Source organism: Herbaspirillum sp. RTI4, assembly GCF_034313965.1.
Lineage (GTDB): Bacteria > Pseudomonadota > Gammaproteobacteria > Burkholderiales > Burkholderiaceae_D > Herbaspirillum.
The window spans coordinates 2,888,964-2,908,162 of record NZ_JAVIWQ010000002.1 but is presented as its reverse complement, the minus strand read 5'-3'; the positions used below and the strand labels follow the sequence as shown (position 1 = coordinate 2,908,162).

The 19,199-nt window shown below is 55.5% G+C and carries 17 protein-coding genes and 2 tRNA genes; 11 read left to right on the top strand and 8 right to left on the bottom strand.

Annotated elements, in window-relative coordinates; genetic code table 11:
* Window positions 1-36 precede the first annotated feature (36 nt).
* Window positions 37-789 carry an SAM-dependent methyltransferase gene (locus RGU70_RS12920; protein ID WP_322209805.1) on the bottom strand — a complete coding sequence of 251 codons (753 nt, stop codon included), beginning with the start codon at window positions 787-789 and terminating at the stop codon, window positions 37-39.
* A gap of 196 nt (window positions 790-985) precedes the next feature.
* Here RGU70_RS12920 and RGU70_RS12915 point away from each other — a divergent pair, with 196 nt between their 5' ends.
* Window positions 986-2,440, top strand: coding sequence for a Ppx/GppA phosphatase family protein (locus RGU70_RS12915; protein ID WP_322209804.1), 1,455 nt, complete (start codon window positions 986-988; stop codon window positions 2,438-2,440).
* A gap of 31 nt (window positions 2,441-2,471) precedes the next feature.
* Here RGU70_RS12915 and RGU70_RS12910 read toward each other — a convergent pair whose 3' ends face one another.
* Complete coding sequence (locus tag RGU70_RS12910) at window positions 2,472-4,139, bottom strand: peptide chain release factor 3 (RefSeq protein WP_322209803.1); 1,668 nt, start codon at window positions 4,137-4,139, stop codon at window positions 2,472-2,474.
* A gap of 322 nt (window positions 4,140-4,461) precedes the next feature.
* Between RGU70_RS12910 and RGU70_RS12905 the strand changes: the two genes are divergently transcribed.
* Window positions 4,462-4,538, top strand: a tRNA-Pro gene (locus RGU70_RS12905).
* A 105-nt stretch (window positions 4,539-4,643) separates the two neighbouring features.
* A tRNA-Arg gene (locus RGU70_RS12900) sits at window positions 4,644-4,720 on the top strand.
* A gap of 72 nt (window positions 4,721-4,792) precedes the next feature.
* Here the strand turns inward: RGU70_RS12900 and RGU70_RS12895 are convergent.
* The 6 genes from RGU70_RS12895 to RGU70_RS12870 form a co-directional block, all read right to left on the bottom strand.
* Window positions 4,793-5,416: a carboxymuconolactone decarboxylase family protein gene (locus RGU70_RS12895; RefSeq protein WP_322209802.1), complete on the bottom strand. Its 624-nt coding sequence runs from the start codon at window positions 5,414-5,416 to the stop codon at window positions 4,793-4,795.
* 192 nt (window positions 5,417-5,608) lie between these two features.
* Entirely contained in the window at window positions 5,609-6,250 is a 642-nt protein-coding gene (locus tag RGU70_RS12890) for a glycine zipper 2TM domain-containing protein (RefSeq protein ID WP_322209801.1), read from the bottom strand.
* A 352-nt stretch (window positions 6,251-6,602) separates the two neighbouring features.
* The gene (gene lysS, locus RGU70_RS12885; RefSeq protein WP_322209800.1) at window positions 6,603-8,144 is read right to left on the bottom strand and encodes a lysine--tRNA ligase; all 1,542 of its coding nucleotides are present in this window, start codon (window positions 8,142-8,144) and stop codon (window positions 6,603-6,605) included.
* Between the two features lie 117 nt (window positions 8,145-8,261).
* Window positions 8,262-9,366, bottom strand: a protein-coding gene (prfB, locus tag RGU70_RS12880; protein WP_322209799.1) for a peptide chain release factor 2 whose coding sequence is annotated in 2 segments (ribosomal slippage) — window positions 8,262-9,284 and window positions 9,286-9,366 — 1,104 coding nt in all. Because the reading frame shifts where the segments join, the coding sequence is not laid out codon by codon here.
* 72 nt (window positions 9,367-9,438) lie between these two features.
* Entirely contained in the window at window positions 9,439-11,133 is a 1,695-nt protein-coding gene (recJ, locus tag RGU70_RS12875) for a single-stranded-DNA-specific exonuclease RecJ (protein ID WP_322209798.1), read from the bottom strand.
* The gene (locus tag RGU70_RS12870; protein ID WP_322209797.1) at window positions 11,130-12,200 is read right to left on the bottom strand and encodes a hypothetical protein; all 1,071 of its coding nucleotides are present in this window, start codon (window positions 12,198-12,200) and stop codon (window positions 11,130-11,132) included. The genes recJ and RGU70_RS12870 overlap by 4 nt, the downstream gene beginning before the upstream one ends.
* A 241-nt stretch (window positions 12,201-12,441) precedes the next feature.
* On the opposite strand from RGU70_RS12870, the gene RGU70_RS12865 reads away from it, so the two are divergent.
* The 8 genes from RGU70_RS12865 (at window position 12,442) to RGU70_RS12830 (ending at window position 19,022) form a co-directional block, all read left to right on the top strand.
* Window positions 12,442-13,707 carry a lipoprotein-releasing ABC transporter permease subunit gene (locus tag RGU70_RS12865; RefSeq protein ID WP_322209796.1) on the top strand — a complete coding sequence of 422 codons (1,266 nt, stop codon included), beginning with the start codon at window positions 12,442-12,444 and terminating at the stop codon, window positions 13,705-13,707.
* Window positions 13,700-14,395: a lipoprotein-releasing ABC transporter ATP-binding protein LolD gene (gene lolD / locus RGU70_RS12860; RefSeq protein ID WP_322209795.1), complete on the top strand. Its 696-nt coding sequence runs from the start codon at window positions 13,700-13,702 to the stop codon at window positions 14,393-14,395. The genes RGU70_RS12865 and lolD overlap by 8 nt, the downstream gene beginning before the upstream one ends.
* A gap of 132 nt (window positions 14,396-14,527) precedes the next feature.
* Window positions 14,528-15,700 (top strand): acetylornithine deacetylase, encoded by a 1,173-nt coding sequence (gene argE / locus RGU70_RS12855; protein WP_322209794.1) that lies wholly within the window; start codon window positions 14,528-14,530, stop codon window positions 15,698-15,700.
* A 9-nt stretch (window positions 15,701-15,709) separates the two neighbouring features.
* Window positions 15,710-16,516 carry a TatD family hydrolase gene (locus RGU70_RS12850; protein ID WP_322209793.1) on the top strand — a complete coding sequence of 269 codons (807 nt, stop codon included), beginning with the start codon at window positions 15,710-15,712 and terminating at the stop codon, window positions 16,514-16,516.
* A 220-nt stretch (window positions 16,517-16,736) separates the two neighbouring features.
* The gene (locus RGU70_RS12845; RefSeq protein WP_322209792.1) at window positions 16,737-17,303 is read left to right on the top strand and encodes a PAAR domain-containing protein; all 567 of its coding nucleotides are present in this window, start codon (window positions 16,737-16,739) and stop codon (window positions 17,301-17,303) included.
* Window positions 17,303-18,199, top strand: coding sequence for a DUF6402 family protein (locus RGU70_RS12840; RefSeq protein ID WP_322209791.1), 897 nt, complete (start codon window positions 17,303-17,305; stop codon window positions 18,197-18,199). The genes RGU70_RS12845 and RGU70_RS12840 overlap by 1 nt, the downstream gene beginning before the upstream one ends.
* Before the next feature lie 51 nt (window positions 18,200-18,250).
* On the top strand, window positions 18,251-18,751 hold the full coding sequence (locus RGU70_RS12835) for a hypothetical protein (RefSeq protein ID WP_322209790.1): 501 nt from the start codon (window positions 18,251-18,253) through the stop codon (window positions 18,749-18,751).
* Between the two features lie 73 nt (window positions 18,752-18,824).
* The gene (locus RGU70_RS12830) at window positions 18,825-19,022 is read left to right on the top strand and encodes a hypothetical protein (RefSeq protein WP_322209789.1); all 198 of its coding nucleotides are present in this window, start codon (window positions 18,825-18,827) and stop codon (window positions 19,020-19,022) included.
* Window positions 19,023-19,199: the final 177 nt, after the last annotated feature.

Here is a 19,199-nt window from a genome sequence, read left to right as displayed (position 1 = left end):
GCGATGGCGGCGCAACGATGCGCCGCCATCCGCAATTTATTCCGCCAGCAGTAAAAACACGGTTGGTTTTTTATGGAAGTCCGGCGTCTTGCCGGCCGCTAACGCGGCTTTCCAGTTGGCTGCTGTTTGCGTCCTGATATTTTCCGTCGGCAAAGTCAGATCCGTCGCCACGCACAACAGCGTGGTTGCGCGACACTGCGTGGCGAGTGCTTCCAGCATGGCGGCATTGCGGTAGGGTGTCTCAATGAATAATTGCGTTTGCCGCTCAGCGCGGGAACGGTCTTCCAGCGACTTGATTTTTTTGCTGCGCATCGCGGCATCGGTTGGCAGATAGCCATTGAAAGCAAAACTCTGGCCGTTGAGGCCGCTGCTCATGACCGCTAATAACAGCGAGGAAGGCCCGACCAGCGGCCGTACCCGCACGCCATGCTCATGCGCCAGTCGCACCAGATTGGCTCCCGGATCGGCCACTGCCGGCACGCCTGCCTCGGAAATCAGACCGGCATCCTGGCCCGCCAGCAGCGGTGCCAACAGCGCAGGCAAGGCATTGCTCTTGGTATTGACGTCCAGTTCCGCAATACGGATATCCTGAATGGCGTTGGCCAGCGGCGACGTCGCGCTGAGCAGCTTCAGGAAGGCGCGCGCGGTTTTCGCGTTTTCCGCAATGAAGTAAGTCAGTTGCGAAGTGAGTAGCTGGACGTCTGCCGGAATAATCGACGCCAGCGGGTTGTCGCCGGCATTGTCCATAGGACCCAGGGTATTCGGAACGAGATAAAGAGTGCCTGCCATGTGCGTTCCGCCAAAAATAGGTTTGCCAATGTCATCGAACTGCAACATTGGAGGGGTACGCTAGGCGATCTGCTTGTTAATCGATATAAATTATATTGATCAATTAAACTGCCGAGCCGAGCGTGGTAATGTACCGCATTATCAAAAAACGATGGGCGCAGCCGAAGCCTATATGAGTCACACGGAAAGGCAAGGAATGTTTGCAGCGGTAGATTTAGGTTCTAACAGTTTCCGTTTTCATATCGGCAAGTTGGAAGGCGGCGTGATCCGTGTCGTGAAAAGTGTACGGGACCCGATACGCCTTGGCGCCGGGCTCGATAAAAATTCCAATCTGACTGAAGTGGCGATGCAGTCGGCCATTGCCTCCCTTGCTCGTTTCCGTGTGGTGATGAGCGAGTATCCGCTGACCTCGGTGCGCGTCGTCGCCACCAATACCTTGCGTATCGCCAAAAATGCGCAAAAATTCCTGCCACTGGCGGAAGCCGCCATCGGCTATCCGATAGAAATTATTTCCGGCGAAGAAGAAGGTCGACTGATTTATATCGGTGTCGCCAATTCGCTGGTGTTGCCGGACAGCGACCGGCTGGTGATTGACATTGGCGGCGGTTCCACCGAAGTCATTCTCGGACGCGGGGCGGAAATCAAGCGGGTCGAATCGTTCGGTATCGGTACGGTCAATCAGAGCATGGCATTTTTCCCGGACGGCCGTATAGACGCCGACTCGTTTGAGCGCGCAGTGCTGTCGGCGCGATCGAATGTGGAAGATGCTGTCGAGATTTTCGGTGCGCAGCACTGGAAGCATGCTTATGGCTCCTCCGGAACGGTGCGTGCAATTGCCGATGCGATCGCCAAAAACGGTCTCGGCGATGGTCGCATTACGTTGCGCAGCGTGGAAGCGCTGAAACAACGCCTGATTGAGTTCGGGCATGTCAGCAGAGTTGAATTCAACGGTCTCAAGAGTGACCGGGCTGCGGTCATCATGGGTGGACTGGCAGTGCTGATCGGTCTGATGCAAGAGCTGAAAATCGAGCTGGTCCAGCCGGTGGAAGCCGGTCTGAGAATGGGCGTGATGTGGGACTTGCAACTGCGCGCCACGCAACGCGATCGGCGCGATCAGTCGGTGAGCGATTTTCTGAGTCGCCTCCAAGTCGACGCGACGCGCGCAGCAAAAGTAGCCGATATGGCCGCGACGCTTTTTCAGTTGTTGAAACCGGCCAGTGCCACTTATGCGCCGTATCTGAACTGGAGCGCGCTGCTGCATGAAACTGGCATGGCGGTTTCGCAGAGCGCCTATCACAAGCATTCGGCTTACCTGATATCGCATGCCGACCTGCCCGGGTTTACCACGCGTGAACAGCGGGTGATGAGTACGATGATCCTGGGTCAGAAGGGCAATCTGCGCAAGATCGGCGAAAGTCTGGCCGATACCGATTTCGCCAAAGCGGTGCTGGCTTTGCGACTGGCGGTGATGTTTCTGCATGCGCACATCACCCTGGATGCAGGGCAGTTGAGTCTGAAGATGAAGAGTCGTATCGACGTTGAATACAGTCGCGACTGGGGTATCGCCCATTCGACCGCTTCTTACTGGCTGCAAAAAGAGCAAGAGTGGTGGAATGGCGTGGGTGTTGAGTTCGCTATCCGCATTCGATAGCGAACACTAGTGGACACTAGCGGTCAGACGCTTATTCCAGTCTGGCCGCATGTTCCCGTGTGGAGTGAAAGACGACATTCGGCCAACGTTCCTGCGTCAGACGCAGGTTGACGCCCGATGAGGCGAGGTAAGCCAGATTGCCGGCAGCATCGTGCGCCAGATTGTGGCCGGCAGAAGAGTTTTCAAAATCGGACAGCATTTTTTTATCTTCGCAAGTGATCCAGCGCGCGCTGCTGATCGTAGTGCCTTCGAATACGGCATCAACGCCGTATTCATTTAACAGCCGACTGGCAACCACTTCAAACTGCAACACACCGACTGCGCCCAGCACCAGGTCGCCATTATTGGTGGGCTTGAAAACCTGTACCGCGCCTTCTTCTCCCAACTGTTGCAAGCCCTTGTGCAATTGCTTGATTTTCAATGGATTGCGAATGCGCGCGACGCGGAAAAAATCCGGAGCGAAATAGGGAATACCGGTGAACTGCAACAGTTCACCTTCGGAAAAACTGTCGCCGATTTGCATGTTGCCGTGATTCGGCAAACCGATGATGTCGCCGGCAAACGCTTCTTCCACCTGCTCGCGGCTTGAGGCCATGAAGGTCACCACCGAAGAGACTTTGACATCGCGGTTCAGGCGCAGATGGCGCAGCTTCATGCCACGCTCGAAGCGGCCTGAGCAAACCCGTAAGAAGGCAATGCGGTCGCGATGGGCCGGGTCCATGTTGGCCTGAATCTTGAAAACGAAACCGGAGAACGGCGCTTCCTTCGGCATCACTTCCCGTACCGTTGCATCGCGGCCGCGTGGCGCAGGCGCCCAGTCGAGCAGGGCGTCGAGAATTTCGCGCACGCCGAAATTGTTGATGGCGGAACCGAAAAATACCGGCGTTTGCACACCCGCCAAGAAATCGTCCAGCGAAAACGGATGGGAGGCGCCATGCACCAGTTCCACTTCCATTTTCAGTTGTTCGATTTCCATCGGAAACATTTCCGCTAGTAATGGATTGTCTATGCCCTTGATGACTTGTACATCGCGGTTAGCGCGTTCTTCGCCGGCGGTAAACAACATGATTTCATCACGCAGCAAATGGTAGACGCCGCGGAAGCGCTTGCCCATGCCAATCGGCCAGGTCACCGGCGCACACTTGATCTTGAGTACCGATTCCAGTTCGTCGAGCAACTCAAGCGGGTCGCGCGTTTCGCGGTCCATCTTGTTGACGAAGGTAATGATAGGCGTGTTGCGCATGCGGCAAACATTGAGCAGCTTGAGGGTTTGTTCTTCGACACCTTTAGCCGCGTCGATCACCATCAGCGCGGAGTCCACTGCGGTCAACACGCGATAAGTATCTTCAGAGAAATCCTGATGGCCGGGGGTATCGAGCAAATTGACGATGTGGCCGCGATAATCGAATTGCATCACGGAACTGGCGACGGAAATGCCGCGCTGTTTTTCGATTTCCATCCAGTCGGAAGTGGCATGGCGGCCGCTCTTGCGCGCCTTGACCGTACCGGCGAGTTGAATCGCGCCGGAGAACAATAAAAGTTTTTCCGTCAACGTAGTTTTACCCGCATCGGGGTGAGAAATGATGCCGAAAGTGCGACGTCGTTCTACTTCGCGTGCGATCAGTTCGACCGGGACTTTACGGATGACATCGGCATCGGGTGCTGCTGGAGCGGGAATGACTGAAATGGGTTCTGACATGGCTTATGTTGTTGCTTGAAAATGGAGGCGATTACCGGCGCGGCTGCGGTCGGGAAGCTGGCGGCGTCCTGGCTGATGCGACGGCAGAGGCGGCTTCATCCTCTTCGTTACCAGCACCGTTTGCGGAAGTTTTGAGAAGGGCGAATTATAGCCTATCGACGGAGTAGCCCTTCAGATGCATGGGTCGGTGCCGATGGATGTCGCACGATGTTGTTGATATCACGCGATACGCGTTTGAACGGAGGCGTGCAAATGGAAAATGACAAAAAGAATACAAGAATCTATTGACGGAAAGGGGCTGTGCGGATATTATCTTGCTTCTCGGAGTGTAGCGCAGCCCGGTAGCGCACCTGGTTTGGGACCAGGGGGTCCAAGGTTCGAATCCTTGTACTCCGACCATACATTAAACGGGCTGTCTTTTTGACAGCCCGTTTTTTTTTGCGAATTTCTTTTGCGTATTTGGTTTTGCAAAATGATTTCGTGTTGTCGAAATTATTGATCTCACTGCCCTTAGCTCAACTGGATAGAGCAATGCCCTTCTAAGGCATAGGTTACTGGTTCGATTCCAGTAGGGCAGACCAGTCATGACGAAAAAGAGCGATGCGTAAAAAACGCACCGCTCTTTTTTATTGCTAAACGCGCTGGCGACTTCTTTATTGTCCGAAGGCTTTCAGCGGCGTCACTTTGGTATCGGGATTGGCGGTACGCGTGCCATTCATGACGATCGCCAGAAAAGTGTAATAGCCATTGACTCCCAGCATGTCGATTACGCCGGTATCGCCGAAACGCGTTTTTGCTTTTTGGTAAGTCACGTCAGAGACACCCTTGTTGGTGTTGATCTCAGTCGAAAAATCATAAACGATTTGTTCGTCTTCGCTCAGTCCCGTCGGCGTACGGCCATCGGCAATGGCGTCAATCACTTCTTGCTTGATGCCCACTTTCAGCGCGATAGGCTGGTGCAAATACCATTCGACCTGTTGCGTCCAATGACGCGCCACAATTAGGATCACCAGTTCCGACAGCTTGTTGCCGATAGCGCTTTTATAACGCAAGTACTCGCCCATTTTGGAAGAGCGATCCAACAACTCCGGGCTACGCAGCAAGGGGATGAAGGGGCCGTACAAGGCTTTGCGCGGCCCGTTGATGATGTCTTGTGCTGCCTGACGCTGAACTTCATTGAGTTCACTCATCGCTGGCAGCGGCATGCGATCCTGCGCCACTGCTTGCAAGCTCACGCACAATGCACCGGCCAGAGCCAGTGTCGGGATAATTTTCATGGGTTTACCTCTAGTGATTTTATAGTTGAATTTTTGTATGCATTGTTATCGTCCATACCTTCCTCCACGATACAATGACAGCGCGATACTACCATTCAACATCACTCGCCGCTGCGGGCCCGATGATCCCGGCTCAGGGCCGGGTCTTGCTTAACCTCTTGCTTAACTTTTTGCTTAATCGTTAACCGCGCGTTAACCGCGCGAACGCAATCTACCATCCACGACACGGACCGGATCGCCTATATGCCAGTTGCCGGCGGATTCGGGGAAGGTGCGCAAGCGGCCGTTTTCCATCCGCACACTAACGTCGTAAACAGTGGTGGTGTGGGTGCGCCGTTCGACTTCGTTACCGGCGTAGCCGCCGCCGACTGCACCTGCCACCGTCGCCAGCGTACGACCCACGCCGTTGCCAACCTGATTGCCGAGCACACCGCCGACCACTGCGCCGACACCGACGCCAACGCCGCTGGTTGGCACCTGATGTTGCACAGCATTGACCGATTCAACCTGGCCGCAACTGTTGCACATTGGCGCGACAGGCGGAGCAGCTGGCGCGTCGTATCCGGCTGAAGAGTAGAGCGGTGCGCCGGGTGCTGCCGGCGTGCCTGTTGCACGGTTGTCTGCCAGCGGTTTTTCTGGCCCGGCGGTGCTGTGAGAGTTGGGAATCAGGCCAGTGATTGCTGCCACGCCGGTCAGACTGACCAGGATGATGGCAACGGCAGCGCCGGCTAGCAAGGGGTGAATGCGTTTCGCGCTGGAAAGAACGGGTGCCTGTGCGGCAGCGGTGTGCGCCTTATTGTCGGCAGAACTGGAAAAATCGTTTTGGTCGGCCATGGTTATTACTCCCTTATCATTTTTTTCATTACGTATTTTTAGGGCTTCTGATGAGCCAGATTGAACGACGCATGCTCCAAGTACAAAGCGCAAACATGGGGCTGGGTGAACGCCTCGTTTCCGAGATTGCGCCGCGCAGCAGATTAATCAGAAGCGCCTTAACTGGTGCCAATTATTAGGGATAAGTCGCAGGCATACCATGCGTAATCTGTGTCAGATGTGAGCAGGTGTTACGGTAAACGCACAATCCCGGGCGCTGGCCCGGGATTGCAGGGGATTGTCAGTGATTGGCTTACAGCGCTTCAGGACGTTGCGGAAGCCCAATCGGAAGCCCAATCAGACCCACGCGTTTTTAATCTTCGCGCCGCAAATGCGGAAACAGAATCACATCGCGGATATTCGCCGAATCAGTAATCAGCATGATCAAGCGATCGATACCGATGCCGCAACCGCCGGCGGGCGGCATGCCGTATTCCAGCGCACGAATGTAATCGGCGTCGTAGAACATGGCCTCTTCGTCGCCCGCATCTTTTGCTGCCACTTGCGCATGAAAGCGCGCAGCCTGATCTTCCGCATCGTTCAGCTCAGAAAAACCATTCGCGATTTCACGGCCGGTAATGAACAGTTCGAAACGTTCAGTAATACCGGGAACGGTATCGGAAGCACGCGCCAGCGGCGACACTTCAATCGGGTAATCGATGATGTAAGTCGGGTTCCACAACTTGGCTTCAGCCGTTTCTTCAAACAGCGCCAGTTGCAGCGCGCCCAGTCCGGCATTGGCCAGCGGTGCCTGATCGCTCTTGACGCCGAATTTTTTCAGCTCAGCCCGCAGGAAAGTGGCGTCCTGCAACTGCGCCAGTTCGTAATGCGGCGCGTGTAGTTGAATGGCACCGAGGATAGTCAGGCGTTCGAAGGGCTTGCTCAGATCCAGCTCACGACCTTGATACGTCAACGTTGCCGTACCGTGCGCATCGATGGCAGCCTGGCGGATCACCTGTTCGGTGAAACTCATCAGCCATTGGTAATCGACATAGGCCGCATAGAATTCCATCATCGTGAATTCAGGATTGTGGCGCGGCGAAACACCTTCGTTGCGGAAATTGCGGTTGACTTCAAACACGCGTTCGAAGCCACCGACGACCAGCCGCTTCAAATACAATTCCGGCGCGATACGCAGGAACATTTGCATGTCCAGCGCATTGTGATGCGTCGTGAAGGGCTTGGCTGTCGCGCCACCGGGGATGGTGTGCAGCATCGGCGTTTCGACTTCCATGAAATCATTTTTTTCCATGAAGCGACGGATCGACGATATCGCAGCCGTGCGCGCCTTGAAGGTGCGGCGCGTTTCTTCGCTCACGATCAGATCGACATAACGCTGGCGATAACGGGTTTCCTGATCCGACAGGCCGTGGAATTTATCCGGCAGCGGACGCAGCGATTTGGTAATCAGACGCAGCGCACTGACCTTGACCGACAGTTCACCGGTCTTGGTTTTGAACAGCACGCCTTCGGCACCGAGGATATCGCCCAGATCGTAATGCTTGAACGCATCGTGCGCTTCCACGCCGGTGATGTCGTTGGCGATATAGAGCTGGATACGGCCATCGGCGCGCGGGCCGGAAGCGTCTTGCAGCGTGGCGAACGACGCCTTGCCCATGACGCGCTTGAGCATCATGCGACCGGCAATGGCCACCGTGACCGGCGCGGCTTCCAGCGCGAGATTGTCGAGCGCATCGTAAGCGGCGTGTAGTTCGGCGGCTTTATGTGTCGGACGGAAATCGTTAGGGAAGGCGATGCCCTTGGCGCGCAGCGCGGTCAGTTTGGCGCGGCGTTCCGCAATGATGGTGTTCTCGTCCAGCGCGACGGGCGGAGTGGCTTGATCTGGTGACGTCATGGTGATTTCGCTTGCGTGTGATGGGTTCTTGATGAATGTGGCCGATAGAGCTGATGCGGGAGGGTGGTGTCGTGATGCAGAAGAAACTCAGATCAGATCGACCTGAGTTTCAGCACATTAAACGCCCTGTTTTAGCGAGGCGGCGATGAACTCGTCGAGATCGCCATCCAGCACGCCCTTGGTATTGCCGGTTTCGAAACTGGTACGCAAATCCTTGATGCGCGACTGATCCAGCACGTAGGAGCGAATCTGATGACCCCAGCCCACATCGGTCTTGGAATCTTCCAGTTTTTGCTGTTCGCTCATGCGGTTGCGTAATTCCAGCTCATACAACTTGGCTTTGAGCATGTCCCAGGCTTCGGCGCGGTTGCGATGCTGGCTGCGGTCGTTCTGACATTGCACCACGATGCCGGTAGGGCCATGCGTCAGCCGCACTGCCGAATCGGTTTTATTGATGTGCTGTCCACCGGCACCGGAAGCGCGGTAGGTATCGACCCGCACATCGGCCGGGTTGACATCGATGTCGATGGAATCGTCCACTTCGGGATACACGAACAGACTGGAAAACGAAGTATGGCGGCCATTCGCGGAATCGAACGGCGACTTGCGCACGAGACGATGCACGCCGGTTTCTGTGCGCAGGAAGCCGTAGGCGTATTCGCCTTCGACTTTCAACGTGGCCGTCTTGATGCCGGCGACTTCACCGTCCGACTGCTCCATGATCTCAACCTTGAAGCCCTTGCGTTCGCAATAGCGCAGATACTGGCGCAGCAACATCGAGGCCCAGTCCTGCGCTTCGGTACCGCCCGCGCCGGCCTGAATATCGATAAAGCAATTATTGGGGTCCATCGGATTGTTGAACATGCGACGGAATTCCATGCCCTCGACCAGTTTGGCCAGCACATGCGCGTCGCTTTCCACCGCTTCCAGGGTTTCTTCGTCTTTTTCTTCGCGGGCCATGGCGAACAGGTCGCGCGTATCGGCCAGATCGGTATCGATCCGAATCAGCGACAGCACGATGGTTTCCAGCGATTTCTTTTCTTTACCCAGATCCTGCGCCCGCTTCTGATCGTCCCAGACTTTGGGATCTTCAAGTTCGGCGTTGACCTGGTCGAGCTTCTCTGACTTCAGATCGAAGTCAAAGATACCTCCGAAGTTCGATTGCGCGGACCGAAAGGTCGGCGAGGAGGGCGTCAAGTGCGTTAAGGCGTTCTGCTTCCATGGCTTTTATAGTGTCGATCAAAGGGCGGATTATACAAGATACCGGGCCTCTCACCGGACGTCGACCGGGTTTTCAGTCCGGTTCGGCATGTTCCACCATCAACTGTACGCGGGCGACGCCGTTGTATTCGTTGGCGTCGAGCCGGAAAGCGACCTTGGCGAAGTCCGGCAGTGCATCGGTGTGACCGAACCAGATCGCGTCAAAGCGTTGCCCGGCGCGTTCCAGTTGCAGCTTCAGATGTTTTTCTTTCAACACACGCTGGCTGATGACGCGGAAGCGATCGCAAAACACCGGCGCGGCGAAGCCCTGTCCCCATACTTCGTCTTCCAGCAGGGCAATGAAAGGCAGTGTGTAAAAGGCATCTTCCAGCACGCCGTCGGTTTCCACTACACGCTCCAGCTGGTTTTGTGTCAGCCATTGCTGACCAACGCGCTCGAACGCAGCGCTGAAGGCATCCAGCGCCTCGGCACGCAGCGTCAGACCGGCCGCCATCGCGTGACCGCCGAATTTATCGATTAGCGCAGGGGCCTGCTTGGACACCAGATCCAGCGCATCGCGCAGATGGAAGCCGGGTATCGAGCGGCCGGAACCCTTGATCATGCCGTTGTCCGCCGGAGCAAAGGTAATCGTTGGCCGGTAAAACTTGTCTTTCAGGCGGGACGCGACGATGCCGATCACGCCCTGATGCCAGCCCGGATCGAAGATGCTGATGGTGCGATTATCGCGGGGGTCGATGTGCTCCAGCAGCAGCAGCGCCTCATCCTGCATGCCGGCTTCGATTTCGCGCCGCTCGCGATTAATGCCGTCCAGTTCCTGAGCAATCGCCCAGGCGCGGCCTTCGTCGTCGGTAATCAGACATTCGATGCCCAGCGCCATGTCAGACAGCCGACCGGCCGCATTCAGCCGCGGCCCGAGCGCAAAGCCGAGATCGAACGGCGAGGCGCGCCGGGCTTCACGTCCGGCGGCACGAAACAGCGCCGCCACACCCGCATGCATCTGACCGGCGCGCATGCGTTTGAGACCTTGCGCGACCAGGATGCGGTTGTTGGCATCCAGTTTCACCACATCGGCCACCGTCCCCAGCGCTACCAGATCGAGCAGCACTTGCAGTTTCGGCTGACTGTCGGCATCGAACAGACCGCGTCGGCGCATTTCGGTACGCAAGGCCAGCAGCACATAAAACATCACGCCGACGCCGGCCAGATGCTTGCTCGGAAAACCGCAATGCGGCTGGTTAGGATTGACGATCACGCGCGCGTCGGGCAGGGCATCGCCCGGCAAATGGTGATCGGTAACGACCACTTCGATGCCGCGTCGTTTGGCCTCGGCCACGCCATCGATGCTGGCAATGCCGTTGTCTACGGTGATGATGATGTCGGGCGATTTCTCGCGGGCGGTCAGGGCGACGATTTCCGGCGTCAGGCCGTAGCCGTATTCGAAACGGTTAGGCACGATGTAATCGACCTGCGCGCCCAGCATGCGCAAGCCGCGCAGTCCGACCGCGCAGGCAGTCGCGCCGTCGCAATCGTAATCAGCCACGATCACCATTTTTTTGTTCTGCGCGATGGCATCGGCCAGATAGACGGCGGCGGCGTCGATATGCAGCAGTCCCGACGGCGGCAGCATGGATTTGATATCGCGCTCAAGTTCGTCGGGAGCGGTCAGGCCGCGTGCCGCAAAGATGCGCGCCAGCACCGGATGAACGCCGGAGAGGCGCAGGCGTTCGGCATCGTGATGGGAATAGGTGCGGGTGGTGATACGAATCATGTTGGCGTCGTCGGTACGGTCACTAATTGCGTCAGCGAAGGACTGCGCCAGAATTTTTTGAGCGCAGCGCGACTAACACTGACTTCGCGCAATTTTTCCTGCCCGGTCAAAATCAGCGTGAGCGATTGCAAGCTACCGTTGCGCAGTGCCGCCAGCAGCGGAACGAACCATTCGCGCTCCAGCAATTCCATGCGCTCCAGCCAGACGCCCCACTCGTCGGTAAGACCCGGTTCGAGCAGGCCGTCGAGCAGGAGCAGGGCGCGCTCTTCCGGCGCATGGATGACTTCAGCGGGCGGCGGCGCGGCGCAACGATCTTCGATGCGGGCCAGTGCCGCCATCCAGTAGCTGAGGCCAAACGTGCGCGGGTAGGGCGTGGCAGTTACGGCCGCTGTCGCTTGCGCGCCGCCCCACAGCCAAAGCGAATTCACGCTGGGCAGACCAGCGGCTTCACGCTCGTCGTTGAGGGGATGGGCAAACCATTGCATTTGCATTTCGTTTTGCAATTTGCGCCAGGCTTTTTCGCCAGGGCCTTTGGGCATCCAGATATCGACATTGCGGCCGCTGGCGGCTTCCGGCGTGGCGGTGCGTAATCCTTGCCAGTCGTCGGCGCGCAGAAACCAGGTGCGTGAGTCGCCATACAGCAAGGTCTTGCCGTCTTCTTCGCACAGCAGCGCGGCAGATTCGAATAACTGGCGCGATTGGACCTCGCCGAGTTCCAGCTGACGCAGTTCGGTCAGCACCAGATGGTCGCGGGCGATATGGATATGCGCCGGTTGCAACACGAACCAGGTACCTGGCTGCGCAGCGAGGCCGCAGGCCTGCATCAGAAGGCAGGCGATAGCCGGGCTGGATTCAGTCCAATCAGCATCACGCAGATCGAAGCGACGTTGCAGCCAGGCTTCATGAGCCAGCGCGCGGGCGAAGGGATCGATGCTGCGCTCGGGTGAGGCGGGGGAGCTTTTTCCCAGCAAGATGGCAAGCGCAGGCGCTTGACACTCGCGCAGCAGAGCTTTGGCCGCCGCAGCGGGAGGAAGAGCGAAGGGCAGGAGGATGTCGAGATGTTTCATGGACGCGATTGTAGGTGAATCGCGTGAAGCGGGTTGGTTTGCTTGCTCAGAGCGGCTCGCCGGCTTGCGGATCGGCAACGCCAAATGGTGGTGTGACGGGTGCAGGCAGTCGTCCAGTACCGAATGTATGGCACACTGCGAGGCTGGCATTTTGCCTTCTGCATTCAACCTGACTGCACTTTTTATCCTGGCAGTTTCCGGGCAGTCCTGGGTTGCGCGCCCCTCAACCAAGAGAATCATATTGAGTCTGATAAATAATTTGCCCTTCGAGTGGCTGGTCGGCATTCGCTATACGCGCGCTGGCAAACGCAGTGGCCGCAATAGTTTCATTTCCTTCATTTCCCTCATTTCCATGGCGGGCATTGCGCTGGGCGTGGCGGCGCTGATCGTGGTGTTGTCGGTGATGAATGGCTTCCAGAAAGAAGTGCGCGACCGCATGTTGTCGGTGCTGTCTCACATCGAGGTATTCGATAATTCCGGCACCATGTATGACTGGCAGGCGCTGGCCAAGGATGCCTTCAAGAACCCTGAGGTGATTGGCGCAGCGCCCTATGTCGCGGCGCAAGCCATGATGACGCGCGATGAAACCGTGCGCGGCGTGATGGTGCGTGGCGTGCTGCCGGAACAGGAGCCGAAGGTGTCGGACGTGGCCGGGCAGGTGCGGCAGGGAAAATTTGCCGACCTGAAAGAAGGCGAATTCAATATCGTGCTGGGCGGCGAACTGGCGCGGGGTTTGCGTGCCGGTATCGGCGACAAGGTGACGCTGATTGCGCCGCAAGGGCAAGTCACACCGGCGGGGGTATTGCCACGGCTCAAGCAATTTACCGTGGTCGGGATTTTTGAAGCCGGGCATTATGAATTCGATTCTTCGCTGGCCTTTATCCAGCTCAACGATGCGGAAAAAATGTTCCGCACGGATGCGCCAACCGGATTGCGGCTGCGCATTCGCGACATGCTGGAAGCGCCGCAGGTGGCCGATCAGTTGGCGAGCACGCTGCCGGGTAATGTCTATACCCGCGACTGGTCGCAGCAAAACGCCAACTGGTTCGCAGCGGTCAAGACAGAAAAACGCATGATGTTCATCATTCTCACGCTGATTATTGCCGTCGCTGCTTTCAATCTGGTCTCGACGCTGGTGATGACCGTCACCGATAAACAACCCGATATTGCCATCCTGCGCACGCTGGGCGCTTCGCCGGGTTCGATCATGAAAATTTTCATGATTCAGGGCGCGCTGGTCGGCCTGATCGGCACGGCTATCGGCGTTACGCTGGGAGTGCTGATTGCGCTCAATATCGACGTGATCGTGCCTGGTATTGAGCATTTGTTGCATGTTCAGTTTTTACCGAAGAGCATTTACGTGATTTCTGAATTGCCGTCCGATCTGGACTGGAACGACGTCATGAAAATCGGCGGCGTATCGGTTGTGCTGGCGTTCCTGGCGACGCTGTATCCAAGCTGGGCTGCGGCCCGCGTCAAACCTGCGGAGGCCTTGCGCTATGAGTGATCACGATCAGGTAGTCCTGTCCTGTCGCGGACTGGGAAAAACATTCACGCAGGGAAACTATGCGGTGAAGGTGTTGAACGGTGTCGATTTCGACGCCCTGCGCGGAGAGCAGGTCGCCATTGTCGGCGCGTCCGGTTCCGGCAAATCGACCCTGTTGCATTTGCTCGGCGGGCTGGATACGCCTACCGCCGGTCAGGTCAGCTTGCTGGGAAGCGATTTCGCCAGCCTCGGCGAAACGGCACGCGGCAATTTACGCAACACCTCGCTCGGCTTCGTCTATCAATTTCATCATCTGCTGCCGGAATTTTCGGCGCTCGACAATGTGGCCATGCCCTTGCTGATCCGCCGCGTCAATCGCAGCGAAGCACAGCGGCAGGCGCGTGAAATTCTGGCGCAGGTCGGGCTGGAGAATCGGGTCACGCATACGCCGGGCGAATTGTCCGGCGGCGAACGTCAGCGCGTGGCGCTGGCGCGGGCGCTGGTGACGAAACCGGCTTGCGTCTTGGCTGACGAACCGACCGGCAATCTGGACCGCGCCACGGCCGACAAAACCTTCGAGACCATGCTGGAACTGTCGCGCACGCTCGGTACCGCTTTCGTCATCGTGACGCACGACGCCACGCTGGCGACGCGCTGCAAGCGCATGCTGCGTCTGACGGAAACGGGTTTGCAGCCTTTTGTCGACTGACAGATCGCTGCCTGATGCTGCTTGATGCTGCTTGAAGTTGTTTGAGCGAAGCCCGTGTTTTAAGCCGGCTTCATACGATCAGGCCGCAAAAATGCTATAAAAGATATTACCGATTTACAGATAGAGGCTCCCATGGATACCCGACAATGGCTGGAAACGCTCGTAGCGTTTGACACCACTAGCCGCAACTCCAACCTGGATTTGATCACCTGCGTGCGCGATGACTTGCAGCAACAGGGCGTGACCGCGTGGTTTTCGCATAATGAAGAACGCAGCAAAGCCAATTTATTCGCCACCTTACCCGCCACCAGCGGCCCTAACGCCGGCATGACGCAGGGCGGCATCGTTCTGTCCGGTCACACCGATGTGGTGCCGGTGGATGGGCAGAAATGGGATACCGACCCCTTTGCCCTGACTGAAAAAAACGGTTTGCTGTATGGCCGCGGCAGCTGCGACATGAAAGGCTTTATCGCTACCGCCTTGTCCTTGACGTCAGAATTTTTGGCCATGCCGCGTGTCAAGCCTATCCATCTGGCCCTCTCCTACGACGAAGAAATTGGCTGTGTCGGCGTGCAAGGGATGCTAGCTGAGTTAAAGCGGCGCGGCATTCGCGCCGACGGTTGCCTCGTTGGTGAGCCGACTTCGATGCAAGTCGTGGTGGCGCACAAGGGTATCAATGCCTACACCTGTCGCGTGCATGGCAAGGCGGCGCACTCCTCGCTGACGCCGCGCGGCTGCAATGCGGTCGAACATGCCGCCCGCTTGATCTGCACCATTCGTGACATGGCCGACGCCTATCGCGCCAACGGCCCTTATGACGAATTGTTCGATGTCCCGTTTTCGACCATGACATCGAACCAGATCAACGGCGGTATTGCGCTCAACACCATTCCCGACCTGTGCGAATTTACGTACGAATTCCGCAATCTTCCCGGCATGTCGCCGCAGGCCATGCAGTCGCAGATCGAGGCCTATGTGCATGACCGGCTGTTGCCTGCCATGCGCGCCGAATTCGCCGAAGCTCGTATAGAGATTTCCAATATCGCGCTCAGCCCGAGTCTGGAAACCGCCGAACAGGAAGCCATCGTGGCACTGGTGCGCGCCCTGACCGGCGACCGCGAACGACGCAAGGTGGCTTACGCAACGGAAGCCGGCCTGTTCCAGGAAGCCGGTGTTCCGACCATCGTCTGCGGTCCCGGCTCCATCGACCATGCCCATAGGGCCAACGAATTCGTTCCTATCGAACAACTGACGCGCTGCGAAGATTTCCTGCGCAAGCTGGGACGTTCGCTGCAAGAGGCCTGATTCCGCGCCATGTGGATTGATACCCACTGCCATCTCGACGCGGGCGAATTCGGCACGGAGCAAGCCGCCATTGCGCAACGCGCCGCGCAATGCGGCGTTCAGGCGATTGTCATTCCGGCGATAGCGACCAGCAATTTTTCGCAGGTTGCCGCGCTGGCAGCCAGTCAAAGCAATACGGTCTATGCGCTGGGCATTCATCCGCTTTACGTGTCGCAAGCCGATAACGACGCGCTGCTGGTTCTGCGTCGCGCGGTAGAAAGCGCGTTGGTCGATCCTCGTTTCGTGGCCATCGGTGAAATTGGGCTGGATTTTTTCGTCCCGGAACTCAGGCAAGGTCTGTTGCGCGAACGGCAGGAATATTTTTACGCCGAGCAACTCAAGCTGGCGCGTGACTTTGACCTGCCGGTGCTGTTGCATGTGCGCCGTTCGCAAGACATCATCCTCAAACATTTGCGACGCATTGCGGTGCCGGGCGGCATTGCCCATGCGTTCAACGGCAGCGAGCAACAGGCCGAGACTTTTATCGGACTCGGTTTCAAACTCGGCTTCGGCGGCGCGATGACTTTCCCACGAGCCTTGCAGATACGTCGACTCGCCGCTGGTTTACCGCTGGAATCCATCGTGCTGGAAACCGACGCTCCTGATCTCTCGCCCGCCTGGCTGCATCCGGCGCGTAATTCTCCCGAACAAATTCCGCGCATCGGAGAAGTGCTGGCGCAATTGCGCGGACTTTCCAGCGAACAGGTAGCACATGCCACTGCCGCCAATGCCATGCAGGTAATGCCGCGTCTGGCGGCTTTGTTTCCGGGCAGGTAATACTCGTCAGTCCAATCAGTCAAAGTCGACAAAGTGGTCAAACGGCGATGACAAGGACAGCAGCGACACTGTTCGATTCCGGTTTTATCTGTATTTTTTTGCGCTTTCGGCGTTACTTGTCCGAGGATAGACAAGAGAAATCGCCAGTCCCTTCTTTCGTCTGTTCTTCTTAAAACAATTCAGTAAAAATGCCGTCTTTACATTTTGTAAAGATGACAACATGTTGCGGAAAATTGTGGTGGTCGGCGATCCGCTCAGCTCGGGCGGGGCCATTTTGGACAACGGCAATTCCACCTTTACGGTCGGCGACGAAGGGTATATCGCCGCGTTGATCGGCGGGCCGGTACGGTGCGACGCGTGCAAAAGCACCGGCACCATTGCCAAAGCCGGCGGCCCCAGGCGATTGCAGTTCATGGGCGAAGTGGCGCTGGAAGACGACATTGTCCATTGCAAATGCTCCCCGCCGCCGGTCCTCAAAGCCACGCTGCACCTGACCACCACCTTCGACGACGACGCCGAATCGCAAGCCTTTCTCCGACCTGCCGTTCCCGTTCAGCAAACACACACCGCCGCTTCGGACGCCTCACGTCGCTTTGACGAGTACTTTGTTTTGTACGATAAGCAGACCGGACAGCCGACCAGCGGTTTTATGTACGGCATGAAAACTTCGTTCGGCGAGCATCACGACGAAGCCTATGAAGACGGTGCGACCGGCAAGGCGTTTTCGCAAAGTCCGCTGGAGGTGGAACTGCTCTACGCCGTACAAAAAACAATGGGGATTCGATAATGCCTCTCGCTCGTTCAATGACCAGCCCCGCTTCGCACACCGAGGGAAAGCGCGTCGATGTTGACGTCTTCCATCTCGATGAAATTCCCGGTGCCATGGACAACATGGGCTGGACCATCGCGCCGAAGTTGATGCGACGCTGGTTTGCTAATCCCTTGTTCAGAATGTCGCAGGATATGCGGAAAAATAATGCAAGAGATGTTAACGGTGCCGAAATCGAACTGGATTCAATGACGCTGAAGCCGGAGCAATATGATGACCAGATTCTCAAGATGGAATGGGTTTTGGGGTTTGAAAGAGTAAAAAAACTGGCATTCGAATTCATCAAAACGCCAAATTGGAAAACCCCTAATGGCGTTGATTTATTACGTAAGCGATTAACGAAACAGGGATGGAAACCGGGGAAATTATTGCCGGTGAAGTTGGGACATGCGGGCATGGGTGCGCGAGAGCTTGATTCTGTATGCCAGATGAATTTTCATTCATATATAGATCCACGGACGAATATGGATGAATTTTTAGGCGCGATTGGTTCTTTTACCTTTAAGGTCGCCGTAGTAGGAGCCGCCTCTTGGGGGCCGATAAAAGGCAATGTATTCACGATTAAAAAAGTGGGGCTTTACATCAGAGATACGTATGATTTTAATGGGAAATATGAATCATTAGGTGTTTGGAGTCGCGCTAGATGCTTGTCGCTTGCAGACGTAGCCGCTTTTTATGTAGCAGCGGCAAGGATGGATTGGCTATCAATAATAAAAAAGTTTTTGGGTTTTGTCTCGGTAAGTAACGAAGATTTTCGTCGATGGCAGGATAAACATTATTCAGGAGGCGATTTTATTATTTACTCTGATGTTTTATGGTTAGATGCAGATATAAAAGAAATTAATTTAGATTGATAATTAATGTTTAGTATCTGATTCTTTATTTATATAAGTATATAGTTAATTATGATTTATGGATATTATGGGACATTAGATAATTTATTATTTTATATATTATTTGGTATTTATTTTGTAGCTCTATTATTTGAATTTATAATTCTTTTTTGTGAATTTGATATTAAAAAAATAAATAATAAAAAAATTAGAATTAATTTTTTTAAAAAACCTTTTTATAGGATGCTGTTATTAGGTTTTTTTCTTGTTTTTGTTAATTATATTTATGGCGTTTATATCCGTTCAACTGCCACTGATTGTTCTTTAAATAAATCGACTCAAGATGGAGGACTTTATATCGCAGAAGTTTGTCGTTCTCGGTACTCAATAATTAGATTACGCATTTATGAATCAAAAAGTAAAAAATTACTAGCGGAGCGGAATTTTGAAGCTTCATGGTCAATTAATATTTCATGGATTGGAAAAAAAATGTGGTTTTATGGTGCTGAGGGGGAGGAGTATATCAATCTGCCACCCACATTATCCGACAGGATTTTGGCTCAACTTCCTTGAAGGTAAGCATGAATATCATATTCGTCAGGCACCCTCCCTCCCGTGACTAAATACTACTTTCTCCCTATTGATATTGCTTGGCATCCTCCTGTGTGGAACCGGACTGCATAGTCTTTCAAAAAAACAAGCGGAAGCCGTGCATGGTGTTCCGCGCTGGCTATGCAAGGCAATGCTGTGTCTGTGCATCGGTTTCAGCATCGGTTTTTTGTGGGCAGCGTTGATGGCGCAACTGCGGCTGGCCGATGAATGGTTTGTAATCCCACGCTGGTGATGCGGTGTCTAGCGACTTTTTTTGGCCAGTCAAAATACTCATTGGCCCGATTTGCCCCATTAGTCCAATCAGTCAAAGTCGGCAAAGTGGTCAAACGGCGATGACAAGGACAGCAGCGACACTGTTCGATTCCGGTTTCATCCGTATTTTTTTGCGCTTTCGGCGTTACTTGTCCGA

Coding starts and splice junctions, on each gene's coding strand:
- RGU70_RS12920 (WP_322209805.1), bottom strand. CDS start 789: ATGGCAGGCACTCTTTATCTCGTTCCGAATACCCTGGGTCCTATGGAC.
- RGU70_RS12915 (WP_322209804.1), top strand. CDS start 986: ATGTTTGCAGCGGTAGATTTAGGTTCTAACAGTTTCCGTTTTCATATC.
- RGU70_RS12910 (WP_322209803.1), bottom strand. CDS start 4,139: ATGTCAGAACCCATTTCAGTCATTCCCGCTCCAGCAGCACCCGATGCC.
- RGU70_RS12895 (WP_322209802.1), bottom strand. CDS start 5,416: ATGAAAATTATCCCGACACTGGCTCTGGCCGGTGCATTGTGCGTGAGC.
- RGU70_RS12890 (WP_322209801.1), bottom strand. CDS start 6,250: ATGGCCGACCAAAACGATTTTTCCAGTTCTGCCGACAATAAGGCGCAC.
- lysS (WP_322209800.1), bottom strand. CDS start 8,144: ATGACGTCACCAGATCAAGCCACTCCGCCCGTCGCGCTGGACGAGAAC.
- recJ (WP_322209798.1), bottom strand. CDS start 11,133: ATGATTCGTATCACCACCCGCACCTATTCCCATCACGATGCCGAACGC.
- RGU70_RS12870 (WP_322209797.1), bottom strand. CDS start 12,200: ATGAAACATCTCGACATCCTCCTGCCCTTCGCTCTTCCTCCCGCTGCG.
- lolD (WP_322209795.1), top strand. CDS start 13,700: ATGAGTGATCACGATCAGGTAGTCCTGTCCTGTCGCGGACTGGGAAAA.
- argE (WP_322209794.1), top strand. CDS start 14,528: ATGGATACCCGACAATGGCTGGAAACGCTCGTAGCGTTTGACACCACT.
- RGU70_RS12850 (WP_322209793.1), top strand. CDS start 15,710: ATGTGGATTGATACCCACTGCCATCTCGACGCGGGCGAATTCGGCACG.
- RGU70_RS12845 (WP_322209792.1), top strand. CDS start 16,737: ATGTTGCGGAAAATTGTGGTGGTCGGCGATCCGCTCAGCTCGGGCGGG.
- RGU70_RS12840 (WP_322209791.1), top strand. CDS start 17,303: ATGCCTCTCGCTCGTTCAATGACCAGCCCCGCTTCGCACACCGAGGGA.
- RGU70_RS12835 (WP_322209790.1), top strand. CDS start 18,251: ATGATTTATGGATATTATGGGACATTAGATAATTTATTATTTTATATA.